The organism is Stenotrophomonas sp. Steno-Z4, from assembly GCF_056393145.1.
This window is the reverse complement of record NZ_JBWJPC010000002.1, coordinates 263,454-279,198: the sequence shown is the minus strand read 5'-3', so window position 1 is coordinate 279,198 and position 15,745 is coordinate 263,454. Positions and strand designations below refer to the sequence as shown.

Annotated in this window: 15 protein-coding genes; 10 read left to right on the top strand and 5 right to left on the bottom strand. The window is 66.9% G+C overall.

Annotated elements, in window-relative coordinates:
• The first annotated feature begins 97 nt into the window (after window positions 1–97).
• The gene (locus tag AC06E7_RS07670; RefSeq protein ID WP_478063920.1) at window positions 98–3,220 is read left to right on the top strand and encodes a sensor histidine kinase; all 3,123 of its coding nucleotides are present in this window, start codon (window positions 98–100) and stop codon (window positions 3,218–3,220) included.
• On the opposite strand, the gene AC06E7_RS07665 is transcribed toward AC06E7_RS07670, so the two are convergent.
• Window positions 3,204–3,845 (bottom strand): cysteine hydrolase family protein, encoded by a 642-nt coding sequence (locus AC06E7_RS07665; protein WP_426804746.1) that lies wholly within the window; start codon window positions 3,843–3,845, stop codon window positions 3,204–3,206. The two genes, AC06E7_RS07670 and AC06E7_RS07665, sit on opposite strands and share 17 nt — an antisense overlap.
• Window positions 3,846–4,030: 185 nt before the next feature.
• Here AC06E7_RS07665 and AC06E7_RS07660 point away from each other — a divergent pair, with 185 nt between their 5' ends.
• Complete coding sequence (locus AC06E7_RS07660; RefSeq protein ID WP_426804745.1) at window positions 4,031–4,654, top strand: response regulator; 624 nt, start codon at window positions 4,031–4,033, stop codon at window positions 4,652–4,654.
• 1 nt (window position 4,655) lies between these two features.
• Here the strand turns inward: AC06E7_RS07660 and AC06E7_RS07655 are convergent, their stop codons facing one another.
• Window positions 4,656–5,189: a hypothetical protein gene (locus AC06E7_RS07655; protein ID WP_478063917.1), complete on the bottom strand. Its 534-nt coding sequence runs from the start codon at window positions 5,187–5,189 to the stop codon at window positions 4,656–4,658.
• 183 nt (window positions 5,190–5,372) lie between these two features.
• On the opposite strand from AC06E7_RS07655, the gene AC06E7_RS07650 reads away from it, so the two are divergent.
• The 3 genes from AC06E7_RS07650 to AC06E7_RS07640 all read left to right on the top strand — a co-directional run bounded on the left by AC06E7_RS07650 (window position 5,373) and on the right by AC06E7_RS07640 (window position 8,714).
• Window positions 5,373–6,860 carry a catalase gene (locus AC06E7_RS07650; protein ID WP_478063915.1) on the top strand — a complete coding sequence of 496 codons (1,488 nt, stop codon included), beginning with the start codon at window positions 5,373–5,375 and terminating at the stop codon, window positions 6,858–6,860.
• 45 nt (window positions 6,861–6,905) lie between these two features.
• On the top strand, window positions 6,906–7,730 hold the full coding sequence (locus tag AC06E7_RS07645; protein ID WP_478063913.1) for an alpha/beta fold hydrolase: 825 nt from the start codon (window positions 6,906–6,908) through the stop codon (window positions 7,728–7,730).
• Between the two features lie 69 nt (window positions 7,731–7,799).
• Window positions 7,800–8,714, top strand: coding sequence for a lysophospholipase (locus AC06E7_RS07640; RefSeq protein WP_478063911.1), 915 nt, complete (start codon window positions 7,800–7,802; stop codon window positions 8,712–8,714).
• On the opposite strand, the gene AC06E7_RS07635 is transcribed toward AC06E7_RS07640, so the two are convergent.
• Complete coding sequence (locus AC06E7_RS07635; RefSeq protein WP_478063909.1) at window positions 8,715–9,629, bottom strand: LysR family transcriptional regulator; 915 nt, start codon at window positions 9,627–9,629, stop codon at window positions 8,715–8,717. It abuts the gene before it with no gap.
• 104 nt (window positions 9,630–9,733) lie between these two features.
• Here AC06E7_RS07635 and AC06E7_RS07630 point away from each other — a divergent pair, with 104 nt between their 5' ends.
• Together AC06E7_RS07630 and AC06E7_RS07625 are read left to right on the top strand one after the other, a co-directional pair.
• The gene (locus AC06E7_RS07630; protein ID WP_184126248.1) at window positions 9,734–10,483 is read left to right on the top strand and encodes an SDR family oxidoreductase; all 750 of its coding nucleotides are present in this window, start codon (window positions 9,734–9,736) and stop codon (window positions 10,481–10,483) included.
• A gap of 28 nt (window positions 10,484–10,511) precedes the next feature.
• The gene (locus tag AC06E7_RS07625; RefSeq protein ID WP_478063907.1) at window positions 10,512–11,441 is read left to right on the top strand and encodes an alpha/beta fold hydrolase; all 930 of its coding nucleotides are present in this window, start codon (window positions 10,512–10,514) and stop codon (window positions 11,439–11,441) included.
• A gap of 8 nt (window positions 11,442–11,449) precedes the next feature.
• On the opposite strand, the gene AC06E7_RS07620 is transcribed toward AC06E7_RS07625, so the two are convergent.
• Entirely contained in the window at window positions 11,450–12,334 is an 885-nt protein-coding gene (locus AC06E7_RS07620) for an AraC family transcriptional regulator (RefSeq protein ID WP_478063905.1), read from the bottom strand.
• Between the two features lie 82 nt (window positions 12,335–12,416).
• On the opposite strand from AC06E7_RS07620, the gene AC06E7_RS07615 reads away from it, so the two are divergent.
• From AC06E7_RS07615 to AC06E7_RS07605, 3 genes are all read left to right on the top strand, one after another.
• The gene (locus tag AC06E7_RS07615; RefSeq protein WP_068848288.1) at window positions 12,417–12,953 is read left to right on the top strand and encodes a carboxymuconolactone decarboxylase family protein; all 537 of its coding nucleotides are present in this window, start codon (window positions 12,417–12,419) and stop codon (window positions 12,951–12,953) included.
• 77 nt (window positions 12,954–13,030) lie between these two features.
• Complete coding sequence (locus AC06E7_RS07610) at window positions 13,031–13,273, top strand: hypothetical protein (protein WP_320458332.1); 243 nt, start codon at window positions 13,031–13,033, stop codon at window positions 13,271–13,273.
• A gap of 111 nt (window positions 13,274–13,384) precedes the next feature.
• On the top strand, window positions 13,385–13,945 hold the full coding sequence (locus AC06E7_RS07605; RefSeq protein WP_068848284.1) for a hypothetical protein: 561 nt from the start codon (window positions 13,385–13,387) through the stop codon (window positions 13,943–13,945).
• Window positions 13,946–14,513: 568 nt separating this feature from the next.
• On the opposite strand, the gene AC06E7_RS07600 is transcribed toward AC06E7_RS07605, so the two are convergent.
• Complete coding sequence (locus tag AC06E7_RS07600; protein ID WP_478063902.1) at window positions 14,514–15,575, bottom strand: lipid A deacylase LpxR family protein; 1,062 nt, start codon at window positions 15,573–15,575, stop codon at window positions 14,514–14,516.
• Between the last annotated feature and the right edge of the window lie 170 nt (window positions 15,576–15,745).

Here is a 15,745-nt window from a genome sequence, read left to right as displayed (position 1 = left end):
TGCCCCTACGGGTGAGGCCGGATGCGGCGCGACGCGTGGCATACTCCGCCGACTTTCCCTCCGGCCGCAGGTGCGCCTGCTCCACTGGTCCGCCGCCATGCCCTGGCTTCCGGTTCGTCATGCATCCGCGCACGTCACGAACAGGAGCCGCGCCGGTTTCTGCCGACCGCTGCTGATTGGCCTGCTGGCCCTGCTCGGCGCGCTGCCGTCGGCGCAGGCGCTGTCGCCGGACCGGGCACTGTCCCAGCTGCGGCATGACCGCTGGACCCCGGACAACGGTGCACCGGGTCAGATCTTCTCCATTGCCCAGACTCCCGACGGGCTGCTCTGGCTGGGCTCGCGGCAGGGTCTGTACCGCTTCGATGGCGTGCGCTTCGAGCGGATCACGACGGCCGGCGGCAAGCCGCTGATCGATGACGACGTGCTGAGCCTGCTGGCCGAGCCCGACGGCTCGCTGTGGGTGGGCTATTTCAACGGCGGCATGAGTCGTCTCGGCGGTCCGCATCCCGGGCAGTACGCGTACCAGCGCGAAGACGTCCCACTGGGTTCGGTGATGGGTTTCGCCCGCGACAGCACCCGCCGCCTGTGGGCGATCACGGCGGCGGCGGTGGTCTGGCTGGACCCCGACAGCGATACCTGGAAAACCGCGCAGGACCAGGGGATCGATCCGGCGTGGCGACCGGAGCGCCTCTTTGCCGACCGCCAGGGCGGTCTCTGGCTGGCGTACTCGGTCGGCAACGCCTTCGGCATCGCGCATCTGGCGCCGGGCGCCGCGCGGTTCCAGGCCTACCCCAAGCCGGTGCAGATTCCCTATTTCGACCAGGCCGCCGACGGCACGCTGTGGGCGGTGGACTATTGGGGCGCGCGTCCGCTCGCCCAGGCCGATCCCGACCCGCGCCATCCTCGGGCCACGGTCAGCTGGCTCGATCCCGCCTTCAAGGGCGCGGGGCTGCGTTTCGACCGCGATGGCGGCATGTGGCTCAGCACCGCCGGCGGCATCGCGCGCGTGCGCGATCCGAAGGTGCTGCGCGCCCCTGGCAGCGGCAGCGTGCCGGCACCGATTGAATACTTCGGCACGCAGCAGGGCCTCAGCTCCGAGGTGGTGTGGACGTTGTTCGAGGACCGCGAGGGCAGCGTCTGGGCCGGCACGGCCAACGGGCTGGACCGCTTCCGCGGCAATGCACTGGCGGCGATATCGCTGCCACGCCGGGAGCAGTCTTTCTCGATCGCGATGGACAAGGCCGGGCGGCTGCTGGCCGGGAACGCCGACGGCAGCCCGATGTGGGTCACGCCTGATGCCAGCCAGCCGAGTGGCGCCCGTGTGGTCGACCTGGGTGGCATGAAGATGGATGGGGTAACGGCCCTGCACCGCGACGGCAGCGGTACGCTGTGGGTCGGCAGCGGCGGTGGCCTTTTGTCACGGGTGGGACCCGCCGGCCTGGAAAACGTGGCATTGCCGCCGGAGCTGCAGGGCAGCGGCATGATCGGCATGCTGGCCAGCGACCGCGCCGGCGGCCTCTGGGTAAGCCGGCTCAATGGCGGCCTACTCCGGCTGTACAACGGCACGTGGGAAGGCCAGAACGCGAAATACGGCCTGCAACCGGGGGTAATGCCACGCGCGCTGGCCGAAGACGCGCAGGGCCGTATCTGGTCCGATGCCGGGCAGACCATCCGCGTGTTCGAAAACGGCAAGCGGCGCGACTTCACCGATGACGGCCCGGGCATCGGTCGAATCGCCCTGTTGCAGGCGCACGGCGACGACCTCTGGATCGGCGCCGCGCAGGGCGTGGCGGTGCGCAGTGGCGAGGTGTTCCACCGCCTGCTCGGCCAGGGCGGGGAGCGCTTCGAGCGCACCACCGGCATCGTGCTGCTGCCCGATGGCGAGCTGTGGCTGGGCGGCGGATCGAGCTTGAGCCGGGTGCCGGCCGCAGAGGTGAAGCGCTGGCGCGCCGATCCCTCCCATGCGGTGGCCTTCGAACGGTTCGGCGTGCTCGACGGCCTGCGCGGCAGCACCGAGCAGAACGGTGGCGTGCCCTCGGTGCTGGGCGATGGCCAGGGCCGCATCTGGTTCGCGACCAACCGCGGCGTGCACTGGATTGACCCGCACGCCATCACCCGCAACCCCGCGCCCGCGCCACTGCCGCCGACCCTGCTGGGCGTGCAGGTGGACGACAAGGCGCTGCCACTGTCCCCGCACCTGCGCCTGCCCGCCGGCAGCCGCGACCTGCGCGTGGACTACACCGCACCGGCACTGCGCATTCCCGAACGCGTGCGTTTCCGCTACCGGCTGGATGGGGTGGACGACGCCTGGCGTGACGCAGGAACGCGCCGGCAGGCGCTGTACAGCCGGCTGGAACCGGGCAGCTACCGCTTCCGGGTGATCGCCAGCGATGACGCCGGCACCTGGTCACCGCAGGAGGCATCGTTCAACGTCACCGTGTTGCCCGCGTTCTGGCAGACCGGTTGGTTTATCGGCGCGGTGGCGTTGGTCGCGGCCGCGCTGGTCTGGCTGTTCGTGCGCTGGCGCGTGGCCGTGGCGCGCCTGCGCGTGCAGCGCGTGTACCGGGCGCGGGTGGGCGAGCGCGAGCGCATCGCGCGCGACCTGCACGACACCCTGCTGCAGTCGGTGCAGGCGCTGATGATGCGGGTGGAATCCTCTCGCAGGCGGTTGGTGCTGGGCGACACCGTTGCCGCCGATGCCGGCCTCGTGCAGGCGCTGCAGGAGGCCGAATCGGGGCTGGTCGAAGGGCGCGACCGCATCCGCGCGCTGCGCCGTGACGAGCTGGCGTTCGACGATCTGGAGACGGCGGTCGCTACGCTGCCGGTGCAGCTGGAACTGCCGCCGGAAACCGACTGGTCGGTGGAGGTGCGTGGCGGACCGCGCCGCTGGCGCCATCCGGAACTGGACGAGGTGTACCAGATCGTGCGCGAAGCAGTGGCCAATGCCAGCCACCACGCCAGTCCGTCGCGCATCGTCGTGCGTATCACCTATGGCCTGCTGCATACCACCGTGGAGATCGAGGACAACGGCTGCGGCATCCAGGAGGACGTACTCGCGCGCGGCGGCAGCGACGGGCACTGGGGGCTGCCGGGCATGCACGAGCGGGCCGCGCTGTGCGGTGGCACGCTCGCGCTGGCCGCGCTGCCCGGTGGCGGCACCCGCATCAGGCTGAAGCTGCCGCGTTGGCGGGTGACACGCGGCGTCAGGGATCGGCGCTGAAGGGAATGCGTGCCAGCAGTTCGCGGGTACTCAGGATGGCGTGGGCGTAGGTCGGGCCGTTGATGTCGTGCGCGGCATGCATGGCGGCCTGGCTGAAGGCCGCGGTCGCATCACGCACGAGGGTGACGTGGTACCCCAGTTCACTGGCGAAGCGTGCGGTGGTTTCGATGCACGTGTTGGCGATCAGGCCGACCACGATCACGTGGGTGACGCCGTGCTGTTTCAGCAGCAGGTCGAGGTCGGTGTTGGCAAAGCCACTACCGCCCCAGTGTTCCTTGACGATGATGTCGTGGGGCTCGGGCGCGAAATCGGGGTGCCACTCCCCGCCCCACCCGTCGCGTGCGAACACCTGTGCCTGCGATGCGCCGCGCTGGTAGGGCGTGGGATGCTTCCAGCTTCCCAAGTCATCGGGCGTGGCGCGGTGGTGCGGCACGATGAACAACGGCCAGCGCGCGCAGTGCACCGCGTCGCGGATGCGGCGCAGGTTGGCGTGCAGGTCGACGGCGCTGGCCACCTCGGCCACCGAGGGCCAGAGCTTGCCGCCTTCGGCAAGGAAGTCGTTGTAGGGGTCGACGAACAGCAGGGCGGTATGCCCGGCAGGGTAGGCAGGTGCGCTGGCGCTCATGGTGCGGCGGCTCCCGGGCCGAGGGACGTCCCTTCATGCCCAGCGTCGGGCACCCTAATACGGTTGTCGTGGCGTGTTCCGGCCATGCCGGCGCCCCCCATTCGGGGGCGTCGGCCACGCACACCCGGCACCCTTGCGCTGGACCGCGCCACGATGCAGGGTAGTCACCTGCCCGGGGCGCCGCCATGACCATCCGCATCCTGACCATCGACGATCATCCGCTGATCCGCCAGGGCATCGCGTCCATGCTGGAGGTCGAGCCGGGGATGGAGGTGGTGGGCGAAGCCGCCGACGCGCAGAGCGGCCTGGAACAGTTCCGGCGCCTGCTGCCCGACATCGCGCTGGTCGACCTGCAGATGCCCGGCATGAGCGGCATCGCGTTGACCCGGCGGCTGCGCGAAGAATTCCCGCACGCCCGCGTCGTCATCCTCACCACCTACCGCGGCGATGCCAACGCGCGCGATGCGCTGGCCGCCGGCGCCTGCGGCTATCTGCTCAAGAGCTCGCTGCGTGGCGAGCTGGTCGACGCGCTGCGCCGGGTCGCGCAGGGCAAGCGCTGCCTGTCGGCGGAAATTTCAGAGGAGATCGCCCAGCACGTCGGCGAGGAAGCGCTGACCTCGCGCGAGCTGTCGATCCTGTCCGCGCTGGCCCATGGCTGGGAAAACAAGCGCATCGCCAACAGCCTGGGTATTTCAGCCGAGACGGTGAAGTCGCACCTGGCGCGCATCTTCGAGAAGGTAGGCGCGCGCACCCGCACCGAGGCCATCCACATCGCACTGCGCCGGGGGCTGGTGCGGCTGGAGGACTGAGCTAGGGCTTCAGCATCGGCAGCGGGCGCAGCGGATGGCGCAATCCATGCCGCAGCGAGAACTGCACCAGGCGCAGATGGAATCCCAATCGGGGGAACTGCGCCACGATCCGGGTGAAGTCCTGCCGGTGCAGCTCGAAACGCCGTACGCCCAGCGACACGTCGATCCAGTCGGCGCGACGGAATGCTTCTACACGCCGATCCTGGTCCCGCTCAACGCGGGACAGGCGGTGGTGTTCGCTGATCATCGCCACCACTACGGGCACCAGCTCGTCCTGGCCCTGGTCCAGCAGGTACCGGCGCGCAAGCGCTTCGGAGGGCGCGAGGTAATCGAAGGTGCCGGCCGTCCAGATCCCCAGGTCGTGGAACGCCACCGCCACCGCGAGCACGTACAGGTCCTGTACGGTGCCGGGCAGCAGGCACCAGCAGAAGTTGGCCACGCGGTAGGCGTGGTTTCGGTAGGGATGGTAGTCCCGACCCAGCGCCTGCGCGTGGTGTTCCAGGATTTCATCGAGCACTGCCAGGCGGTCGAGCATGCCGTACTCCGGGTGCACGCAGGGGGCGCGCTGGCGGCCAGCGTAACCGCAGCAGGCACGACCGACCGGCCCCCGGATGGGGGAGAGGGCGCGCGCCCGAACGCCCGATGCCGGCGCCCCACCTGCATGTGAGGCTTCCTCCATGGCCTGCCGTGGCCATGCCCCTACTCCGAGGACCTGGCAATGCCTGCACATCGACTGGACCATGCCTCCGGCGCGCCGGTGGAGGACAACGACAACAGTCTCACGGCTGGCATGCGCGGCCCGGTCCTGCTGCAGGACATCTGGCTGCTGGAGAAGCTGGCGCACTTCGACCGCGAAGTGATTCCCGAACGCCGCATGCACGCCAAGGGGGCTGGTGCGTTCGGCAGCTTCACGGTCACGGCGGATATTTCCCGCTACTGCAGCGCCGATGTGTTTGCCGGCATCGGCCGGTCCACGCCCGTGTTCGTCCGCTTCTCCACCGTCGCCGGCGAACGCGGGGCGGCCGACGCAGAGCGTGACATCCGCGGATTCGCGGTGAAGTTCTACACGCGCCAGGGCAACTGGGACCTGGTGGGCAACAACACCCCTGTGTTCTTCTTCCGCGATCCCCTTCGTTTCCCCGACCTCAACCACGCGGTCAAGCGCGACCCGCGCACCGGTCTACGCAGCAGCAGCAACAACTGGGATTTCTGGACCCTGCTGCCCGAAGCCCTTCACCAGGTCACCATCGTGATGAGCGAACGCGGCATTCCGCGCAGCTACCGTCACATGCACGGGTTCGGCAGCCATACCTTCAGCATGCTCAATACCCAGGGCAAGCGCCATTGGGTGAAGTTCCACTGGGTGTGCCAGCAGCCGATCGAGAACCTCTCCGATGCCGAAGCCGCGCAGCTCTGCGGCCAGGATCGCGAAAGCCACCATCGTGACCTGCTGGCGGCGATCGAGGCCGGGCAGTTCCCGCGCTGGACACTGTGCATCCAGGTCATGGACGAGGCGCAGGCACACGCGCACCCACACAATCCGTTCGACGTCACCAAGGTGTGGCCGAAGGCCGCCTTCCCGTTGCTGGAGGTCGGTGAACTGGTGCTGGACCGCAACCCGGACAACTACTTCGCCGAGGTGGAACAGGCCGCCTTCAGTCCTGCCAACGTGGTGCCGGGCATCGGCTTTTCGCCGGACCGCATGCTGCAGGCGCGGCTGTTTTCCTACGGCGACGCCCAACGCTACCGGCTGGGCGTCAATCACCACCAGATCCCCGTCAACGCACCGCGCTGCCCGTTCCGCTCCTACCACCGCGACGGTGCGATGCGGGTCGATGGCAACGCTGCCGCCAGCGTGAGTTACACGCCCAACAGCGCGGGGCAGTGGACCACGTCGAGCAACACCCCGCGCACCGGGCTCGAGCTTGAGGGCCCTGCCGCACATTGGGACCAGCGCACGGTGGACGACCGCTACGAACAGCCTGGCAACCTGTTCCGCGCCATGCCGCCCGCAGCGCGCGCGGCGCTCTTTGCCAACACCGCGCGTGCGATGCACGGCACCTCCGACGTGCTGCGACGACGGCATGCCGAGCACTGCCGCCGCGCCGACCCCGCGTACGGCGCAGGCATCACAGAAGCGTTGGGGCTCGAAGACCACCCCGAACACCAGCACGCCGCCGTGCGTGACCCGCGCGAACCTGCGTAAGCCCACGTCCCGATCATCTTCAGGCCAACCAGAGCGAGCCAGACCATGAGCTACTTCACCACATCCGACGGCACCTCGATCTACTACAAGGACTGGGGCACCGGCCCGGTAGTGTCCTTCAGCCATGGGTGGCCGCTCAACGCCGATGCCTGGGAAGCCCAGATGTTCTTCCTGGCCAGCAACGGCTACCGCTGCATCGCCCACGATCGGCGCGGGCACGGGCGATCCAGCCAGCCGTGGAACGGCAATGACATGGACACTTATGCCGATGACCTGGCGCAGCTGTTCGCGCACCTTGGCGTAACCGACGTCACCCTGGTCGGCCATTCCACCGGCGGCGGCGAAGTGGCGCGCTACATCGGCCGGCATGGCACCAGCCGGGTGGCCAAGGCGGTGCTGATGGGCGCGGTGCCGCCGATCATGCTCAAGACCGCCGACAATCCCGACGGTCTGCCCATCGAGGTGTTCGATGGTTTCCGCAGCGCCTACCTCGCCGACCGCGCGCAGTTCTTCCTGGATGTGGCGACAGGTCCGTTCTTCGGTTTCAACCGCCCGAGCGCGAAGGTGTCCGAAGGATTGATCCGCTCGTGGTGGACGCAGGGCATGCAGTCGGGCCACAAGAATGCGTACGACTGCATCAAGGCGTTCTCCGAGACCGACTTCACCGCCGACCTGGCGAAGTTCGATGTTCCCACCCTGATCATCCACGGCGATGACGACCAGATCGTGCCGATCAAGGCCGCAGCGCTGCGCTCGGCGACGCTGATCAAGGGCGCGCAGCTGAAGATCTACCCCGGCGGTGGCCACAGCCTGGGCGATACCGCCAAGGAGCAGCTCAACCAGGACCTGCTCGCGTTCCTCAGCACCTGAGCGCCTTCCCCTGCGCACCCCTTACGCGCCGGCCATGCAGGCGCGCTGCTTCGTCAACGAGGACCTGCCATGAACACTGTTCCCCCCGCAGCCCTGCATGCCGTGCCGTCCGACGTCCGCGGCCCCTCCCGCAGCGAAGAATTCATCAGCGGCGGCGAACGCGAGCTGCTCATCCGCAGCTGGCGCCCGACCGGGAAGGTGCGCGCGGTGCTGGCCATCGTGCCCGGCTTCAACTCCCATAGCGGGCACTACCAGTGGGCCGCCGCGCAGTTCACCGCGATGGGCCTGGCCGTGTATGCCGTGGATCTGCGCGGCCGCGGCAAATCCACTGGCGAACGTTTCCATGTCGAGCACTTCGACGATTACCTGGCCGACGTGCAGTCGCTGCTGGATGTCGCGCGCTCGCGCGAACCCGGGCTGCCGGTATTCCTGCTCGGGCACAGTGCCGGCGGGGTGATCGCCTCGGCGTACACGCTCGCGCACCAGGACGAGCTGGCCGGCCTGATCTGCGAAAGCTACGCCTTCCAGGTGCCGGCACCGGCGCCGGTACTGGCACTGGTGCGCTGGCTCAGTGGCCCGTTCCCGAAGTTGCGGGTGCTGAAGCTGCCCAACAAGGAATTCTCGCGGCTGCCCGAGGTGGTAGCGGCGCTCAATGCCGATCCCCTCATCGCCAACGAGAAGCAGACGGCGCTCACCGTGGCGCAGATGCTGGTCGGCATCGACCGGCTCAGGCGCGGTTTCCCGAGCCTGCGCCTGCCGGTACTGATCGCGCATGGCACCGCCGACAAGGTTACCGTCCCCGCCGGCAGCCAGGTGTTCGACGACAACGCCGGTTCCGCCGACAAGACGCTGCTGCTGTACAAGGACCACGCCCATGACCTGCTCAACGATGCAGGGCGCGAAGGCGTGGTGCGCGACTTCAAGCAATGGATCGAGCGGCACCTGCCCAGCGAGGTCGCCGTGGACGCGGAGCGCAGCGCGTGATCACGCCAGCGCGATGCCCTTCACCAGGCGCGAGGCGAGGCGTTCATGTTTGAGCTGTGCCAGCCACCACTCCAGCGCCCTGCCCTGGTGATCGCCGCGCCAGGCCACGTACAGCAGGTTGGGTTCGCGCGGGTCGGCCATGCGTTTTTCCACCAGCGTCCCGCGCGCAAGCAGGCCGGCCACCCGCTCGCGCGGCAGCCAGCCCACGCCCAGCCCTTCGCACTGCGCGCGGATCTTGGCATGCATGCTCGGCACCGCCAGCGACGGCTGGCCACCGAGCACGCCATAGCCGCGCACCTCGAGCCGGCGGGAGGTATCGGCCACCACCACCGCGCGGTGCTGCAGCAATGCTGACGCGTCGACCGGCTCCGGCGCCCTGGCCAGCGGATGGTGGGGCGCCACGGCAAAGACCCACTCCATCACCCCCAGCTCGAACCAGCGCAGGCCCGGAATGACCGGCGGTTCGTTGGTGGCGCCCACCACCAGGTCGGCACGCCCGTCGCGCAGCGCGTCCCAGGTGCCGGTAAGGACTTCGTGGGTAATCCGCAGGGTGACGCCGGAGGCGAGCGCGTCGAAGGCATGGATGACCGGCAGCAGCGTTTCGAATTCCAGGATCTCGTCGGTAACGATCCACAGCCGGTCTTCCCAGCCACCGGCCACCTGTTTGACCCGGCGGGTGAGCCGGGACACATCGAGCATCAGGCGCGCCGCTTCCTGGGCCAGCAGATGGCCGGCCGGGGTGAGCTGCAGGCGGTAGCGACGGCGGTCGAACAGCAGGGCGTCGAAGCGCGCCTCCAGCTGCCTGGCCGCGTGCGAGACCGTGGAGGGTGCCTTGCCCAGCCGGGCAGCGGCCCGCGACAGGCTGCCGCTTTCGCGGATCGCCTCGAGCAGGGCCAGTTCGTCCGCCGACAACATGTTCGATCCTTTCGAACGAGTTCGCCGCGATTGTGGCACGGAAAAGGCAGAACGCCCGCGCAACATGGGCTCACGGCACAACGCCATCATCGAAGGAGATCCTCATGAACCGTTTCAACAGCAAGACCATCCTTGTCACCGGCGGCAGCAGCGGCATCGGCCTGGCGGCAGCCAAGGCCTTCGCCGCCGAAGGCGCCCGTGTGGTCATCACCGGCCGCGATGCCGCCGCATTGGAGCAGGCTGCAGCGGCGGTGGGCAGCACTGCGCTGGTGGTGGTGAACGATGCCGGCGACATCGCCGCCGCGCGTGCCCTGGCCGAGACTCTGGCCGCCGCCGAGGTGCGCCTGGACGCCGTGTTCGTCAACGCCGGCGCGGCGAAGTTCGCCGCCTACCCGGACGTGGACGAAGCACTGTGGGACCAGATCTTCAACACCAACATCAAGGGCCCCTACTTCCAGCTGCAGGCACTGCTGCCGCTGTTGAATCCAGGTGCATCGGTGGTGATCAACGGCTCGATCAACGCCCGCATCGGCATGCCCAACACCTCGGTGTACGCGGCCAGCAAGGCGGCGGTGATCTCGCTGGCCAGGACACTCTCGGCCGAACTGCTGCCGCGCGGCGTGCGCGTCAACGTGCTCAGCCCGGGCCCGGTGGCCACCCCGATCTACACCAAGCTCGGCCTGGATGCGGCGGCGCTGGACGCCACCGCCGCACAGATCCAGAGCCAGATTCCGCTGGGCCGCTTCGGCACCCCGGAAGAAATTGCCGCCACCGTGCTGCACCTGTCCTCACCCGAATCGGCCTACATCGTTGGCACCGAAATCATCGCCGACGGTGGCATGAGCCAGCTCTGACACCCCGCCCTTTTCCAGGAGAATCGTCATGAAACTGCTTTCCCGTTCGTTCCGCCGCGCCGCCACCGCGCTGGTGCTGATGCTGGCCGTGCATGCCACTGCGCAGGCGGCCGGAAGCGCGGCCATCCAGAGCCACACCGCCAACGTCAACGGCGTCAGCCTGCATTACCTGCAGGCCGGCCAAGGCGATGCATCGCCGGTGGTGCTGCTGCACGGCTATGCAGAAACCAGCCACATGTGGCGCCCGTTGATGCCCCAGCTGGCCGGCCGCCATGTGGTCATCGCGCCCGACCTGCGCGGTGCCGGGCAGTCGTCCAAACCGGACGGCGGCTACGACAAGAAGACACTGGCGCAGGATATCCATGCGCTGGTGAAGTCGTTGGGCTACCCCAAGGTCAAGATCGTCGGCCATGACATCGGCCTGATGGTGGCTTACGCGTACGCCGCCCAATACCCGGACGAAGTGGACAGCATCGTGTTGATGGATGCATTCCTGCCCGGCGTGGGCGACTGGACCCACGTGTGGCTGCTGCGTGATCTGTGGCACTTCCACTTCTACGGCGAAACCCCGCTGAAGCTGGTGGATGGCCGCGAGCGCACCTACTTCGAGCACTTCTGGAACGACTTCGCCGCCGACCGCACGCACTCCGTGCCCGAGGCCGACCGGCAGTTCTATGCGTCCGAATACGCACGCCCCGGCGGCATGCGCGCGGGCTTTGAATATTTCAAGAACTTCGAACAGGATGCCAAGGACTTTGCGGGCTTCGCCAAGACACCGCTGCACATGCCGATGCTGGTGCTGTCCGGCGAGAAGGCCGGCGGCCAGTTCCTGATCGACCAGGCCAAACTGGTGGACACCAACGTGGAAGGCATGATCGTCAAAGGCTCCGGCCATTGGCTGATGGAAGAAGCCCCGGAGCAGACGATCCCCGCGCTGGTCGCGTTCCTGGACAAGTAACCGCCTGCCTACCCGCCCTCGCCGTGCGCGTTCATCCACTCGCGCGGCGAGGCGCCGGTGCGCCGGCGGAAGGCGCGCGAAAAGGTGGGCGCGTCGGCGAAGCCGAGCTCCAGCGCTACCTGCTTCACCGGACGACCGGCCCGCAGCAGCGAGGTGGCCACGTTGAGTTTCCAGTCCAGCGAATACGCCGCCGGCGTGGTGCCGGTGGCGGTCTTGAAGGCAGCGGCGAATGCGCTGCGCGACATGCCTGCGCGTTCGGCCATGCGTTCGAGGGTCCAGTCGGCATCGGGTTCGGCGTGCACCGCCATCAGTGCCTTGGCCAGGCGGGGGTCGGACAGGCCCATCATCATGCCGGGCGACACCTGCGCCTTGCCGGGGTGGTCGATGATCCAGCGCAGCACCTGGATCAACACGACCTCGAACAGGCGGTTGGCGAGCAGGCGCGACCCGCAGCGCAACTGGTCCGATTCGGCGAACAGCAGGTCCAGCGTCGCCTGCAGGCCGTCAATGGCGCCCAGTGGCAACACGATCGCTTCCGGCAGCGACTGCACGATCGGGTTGCGGGCGCCACCATCGAAATCGAGTGTGGCGCAGGTGAAGTCCGAGCCGTCCACCGGCGGGTTGATGAACTCGTGGTGCACCGCGCGCGGAAACAGCAGCAGCGTGGGCTCGCTCAGATGGGTGCGCGCCAGGCGCGAGCCGTCGCGATACAGCAGGTCCATTTCGCCCCGGCGCAGCACGTGCAGGAAGCCGCGGCCAGGCTGCGCGTCGAAGTGCTGGTGCCCGCACAGCGGGCCGGCATGGAACAGCGTGGCCTGGACCCGGAACCGCTCCAGGACCGGGGTCAGACGGTCGATGGAAGGACTGGACGAATTGACATCTATGAGCGACATACAGACACCAAACGTCCCGGTCGGGTTCCTATTATGCCCATCAACCGGCCACCCCGCGCCGGCATTCAAAGGAATCCACACCATGTCCCGTATCCCGCTGATCAACGCCGCCGACACCACCGGCGAACGCCAGGCCCTGCTCGGCCAGATCCATTCCGCCTTCGGTGCCACCCCCAACATGTTCCGTGCCGTTGCCAATTCCACCGCTGCCCTGAAGAGCATGTGGGGATCGTTCGGCGCGCTGGGCGGCGGCATCATTCCGGCCGCGCTGGGCGAGAAGATCGCCGTGGCCATCGCCAACCGCAACGCCTGCGAGTACTGCCTGGCCGCGCACACCGCACTGGGCCGCAAGGCCGGTGCCAGCAGCCAGGAAATGAGCGCCGCGCAGGGCGGTGAGTCCGATGATCCCAAGACGGCTGCCGCGCTGCACTTCGCGCTGCGCGTGGTGGAAGGCCGTGGCCAGATCGACGATGCCGATGTCGCCCAGCTGCGGAACGTGGGCTTCAATGATGAAGCGATCGTCGAAATCCTCGCCCACGTGGCGTTGAATCTGTTCACCAACTACGTCAACGTCGCCTTTGCGGTGCCGGTCGATTTCCCCGGCGTCAAACTGCGTTGATTCCAGCGGTCCGTGCTGGCCGGGTTCCGGCCAGCCAACCAGGTGTTCCCTCCGTCCTGATGCGTGAGACTGCGGCAATGACCACGACCTACCGCCCGATCAACTGCGAGTTCCACGATGTGCTGGAAGCCACCGCCACCGGCCAACGCCGCGTGACCATCGTGTACGTGGACGCGGCTGGAGAGGAATGCACGGCGCTGGCGCGGATCACCGACCTGCGTGCGAAGGAGGGCGCCGAGTACATGCACCTGGACGACGGAAGCGTGGTGCGCCTGGATGCCATTGCGAGCGTGGACGGCGTGCGGCTGGCCGCGTTCTAACACCTTGGTATGCAGCCTGGCGTCCACGCCGGTTCAACCGCGCATACCAAGAGATGGCTGTGCGCCACCCGGTGCCGGATCGATAGTGGGGCCTCACCCAAGGAGTCCACCATGTCCGACATCATCATCACCGACAAGCTGCTGTCCGCCTCCGCCTACACCGCGATCATCAACGCGCCGATCGAGAAGGTGGACATCGCGGACTGGCTGTTCAACCTGCCCGAAGCGGAGTATCAGCGCTGCTGCCCGCCCGACCATATCTCCGCTGGCTCGACCCGCACCGACGATGGCACGCGCATGTCCATCAATGTCGAGATGATCGGCAAGACGCTGATGGTCCAGCACTACGTGGCCGAAATTGCCAGGCCAAGCCTGTGCCGCATGGTATCCACGTCGGACGCGTTCACGCCCAACGGTCGCACGCGGGTGCAGGTGATCTGGACGCTCAGCGTCAAGAAGATCGACGAGAACACCTGCGAATACACCAACAGCGTCGTGGCCCACCCCACGCAGGAATTCCTGGACTTCATCGCCGAACACGGCACGCCGTTCGAAGACGCGGCCGACGCCCGCCAGCGCGATGGTGGCAACCACAACAGCCGCGAGACCCCGTTGTTCGCCGCCAGCATCGAGCGACATGCGCTGGCTTCGGCTGCAAGCCGGCTGCTTTGACGTTGGTCAGCTTCTGACGAAGGCGAGCAAAGAAGCAATGTCTCCGCAATCCGCGTTCCTGATGGCCGCCAGGTATTCCTGGCCTTTTGCAGCGTCTTGTTTAACCTATGAGTTACGTTCGTAGTTGTCATTCATTACCTACAGGTGCGACATATCGCTTGGGGGAGCGGTTATGAAGTGGGTCTTACACCATAGTTGGTGTGGCGCACGAACTCATAGTTAGTGCAGATCGGAGCGTTTCATGTATCAACTTCGTTATCCATGTACACCACAGTCCGTTCAGTCCGCCAATTCTGATAGTTAAATCAAATATTTAGTGTCATCGGCAACGTGGCCGGCGTAGTGCATAGTTTGTGCAATGCAGTCTATTACGGCCCGAGCAGCCCTTCCAAGCCGGGGCTGCTTCCGGCCAAGAGTGGACATTCTTAGGAGGCCGAAGTAGTGCACTCTGGAGTACTACCATTGCAGCGGTGACGGGCAATCCTGACTGCTGCCCGCTTGAAAAATGCTTTCCGTCGACTACTGCGTCGCAGACCTGATCCCAATTTTCGACCTTCAGGGACTTCTCTCAGAACGCACGGCTGACAGCGATGCTGCCGAATACAGGAGACTCTGGCTGGCCCTCGAACTCGCTCGTGACGTGGTACCGCGCGACGGCAAATTTCCATCGGTGGACCATTAGCGCGACCCCGTAACCTACGTGGGACACGACGTGTCGCTTATCAACACTATGGCTGTCGCGAAACGTGTTTCCGTCCAGCGTGATGTCGCGCCACACGATTCTGGTGTCTAACGCAACGAACATGTGCGCGCCAGGCTGATACTGGGTGGCGGGCTCGCGGGGCGGCGCCGTGTTCTCACCTGCTGGCCGCAATGGAGTGCTGCCAAAGTCGTCAGGAAGATTGACGCCGATGCGTAGCTCCGTTCCTGCATTGGCGTAAGTTGCCAGATTGCCCAGGCTTCCGCCGTAATGGACGACCGTGTCCATTCCCCAGCCACGTTTTCCGCCGTTGGCGGAGAAGCGGTGCATCTGCTCGTAAACCAGCCGGAACACGGGCTCGTTATCTAGCTGATTGCCCCAGCCGCGGAACTTGTCGGCGCCGACCAGTTTATGCACGCCGTTCTGTACCTGCTCACCAGCTGCTGCTGGGCCGATGATGCCGAACTGTAGTTGAGTCGTTCGCAGCAGGTCACCCTTTCTCGCGTTGTAGCCGAGACCAAACAGAAGTAGCGCGGCGTATGGCCGATCACTTTCAACGAGCTCGCTTCGACTCGGATCGGCCGGGGTGAATATCCCATGGGAGAGGGTGGCGATCATGTCCCGCTGATCGGCGTCCTCCATCTGCAGCGCGCCCAGCCAGCGATTGACCCAGTTCGCCACGCTTGGGAGGCAAGGATCATCGGCGTAGTCCTTTAGGTTTGGCGTGACTACCGACAGCTGGACTCCATTGCTGTATCCCTGGTCTTGCCCTCCCAGCAGATCATTGTCGATCCTGAGATTGACGATGGGCGGCCGCCGTGTTGTGCCAATCGTGCAATCGTCCCTGCCGTGCGCGAGGGCGGGTTCGTGCAAGCAAATGATGAGCAAGGCGGTTATGGATAACCGCCGGTCCGCAGGAACGAATCGCATTGTGGGTTCTTCTCGAACTACCGAGTGGCGTGAGCGGCCGCTCAAATCGCGCGACACTTCGGCGCTTGATCGTGGGGGCGCCCCCTGTCAGCCATCGCCCAGCCCCTTGTGCCGCGATCTTTCGCGCGGCCGACGCGGATCACCAGGTGACCGCAACTGGGCTATGCATG

Excerpts from the sequence above, each read along its gene's own strand:
- AC06E7_RS07670 (WP_478063920.1), top strand. The coding sequence starts at position 98 with ATGCCCTGGCTTCCGGTTCGTCATGCATCCGCGCACGTCACGAACAGG.
- AC06E7_RS07665 (WP_426804746.1), bottom strand. The coding sequence starts at position 3,845 with ATGAGCGCCAGCGCACCTGCCTACCCTGCCGGGCATACCGCCCTGCTG.
- AC06E7_RS07660 (WP_426804745.1), top strand. The coding sequence starts at position 4,031 with ATGACCATCCGCATCCTGACCATCGACGATCATCCGCTGATCCGCCAG.
- AC06E7_RS07655 (WP_478063917.1), bottom strand. The coding sequence starts at position 5,189 with ATGCTCGACCGCCTGGCAGTGCTCGATGAAATCCTGGAACACCACGCG.
- AC06E7_RS07650 (WP_478063915.1), top strand. The coding sequence starts at position 5,373 with ATGCCTGCACATCGACTGGACCATGCCTCCGGCGCGCCGGTGGAGGAC.
- AC06E7_RS07645 (WP_478063913.1), top strand. The coding sequence starts at position 6,906 with ATGAGCTACTTCACCACATCCGACGGCACCTCGATCTACTACAAGGAC.
- AC06E7_RS07640 (WP_478063911.1), top strand. The coding sequence starts at position 7,800 with ATGAACACTGTTCCCCCCGCAGCCCTGCATGCCGTGCCGTCCGACGTC.
- AC06E7_RS07635 (WP_478063909.1), bottom strand. The coding sequence starts at position 9,629 with ATGTTGTCGGCGGACGAACTGGCCCTGCTCGAGGCGATCCGCGAAAGC.
- AC06E7_RS07630 (WP_184126248.1), top strand. The coding sequence starts at position 9,734 with ATGAACCGTTTCAACAGCAAGACCATCCTTGTCACCGGCGGCAGCAGC.
- AC06E7_RS07625 (WP_478063907.1), top strand. The coding sequence starts at position 10,512 with ATGAAACTGCTTTCCCGTTCGTTCCGCCGCGCCGCCACCGCGCTGGTG.
- AC06E7_RS07620 (WP_478063905.1), bottom strand. The coding sequence starts at position 12,334 with ATGTCGCTCATAGATGTCAATTCGTCCAGTCCTTCCATCGACCGTCTG.
- AC06E7_RS07615 (WP_068848288.1), top strand. The coding sequence starts at position 12,417 with ATGTCCCGTATCCCGCTGATCAACGCCGCCGACACCACCGGCGAACGC.
- AC06E7_RS07610 (WP_320458332.1), top strand. The coding sequence starts at position 13,031 with ATGACCACGACCTACCGCCCGATCAACTGCGAGTTCCACGATGTGCTG.
- AC06E7_RS07605 (WP_068848284.1), top strand. The coding sequence starts at position 13,385 with ATGTCCGACATCATCATCACCGACAAGCTGCTGTCCGCCTCCGCCTAC.
- AC06E7_RS07600 (WP_478063902.1), bottom strand. The coding sequence starts at position 15,575 with ATGCGATTCGTTCCTGCGGACCGGCGGTTATCCATAACCGCCTTGCTC.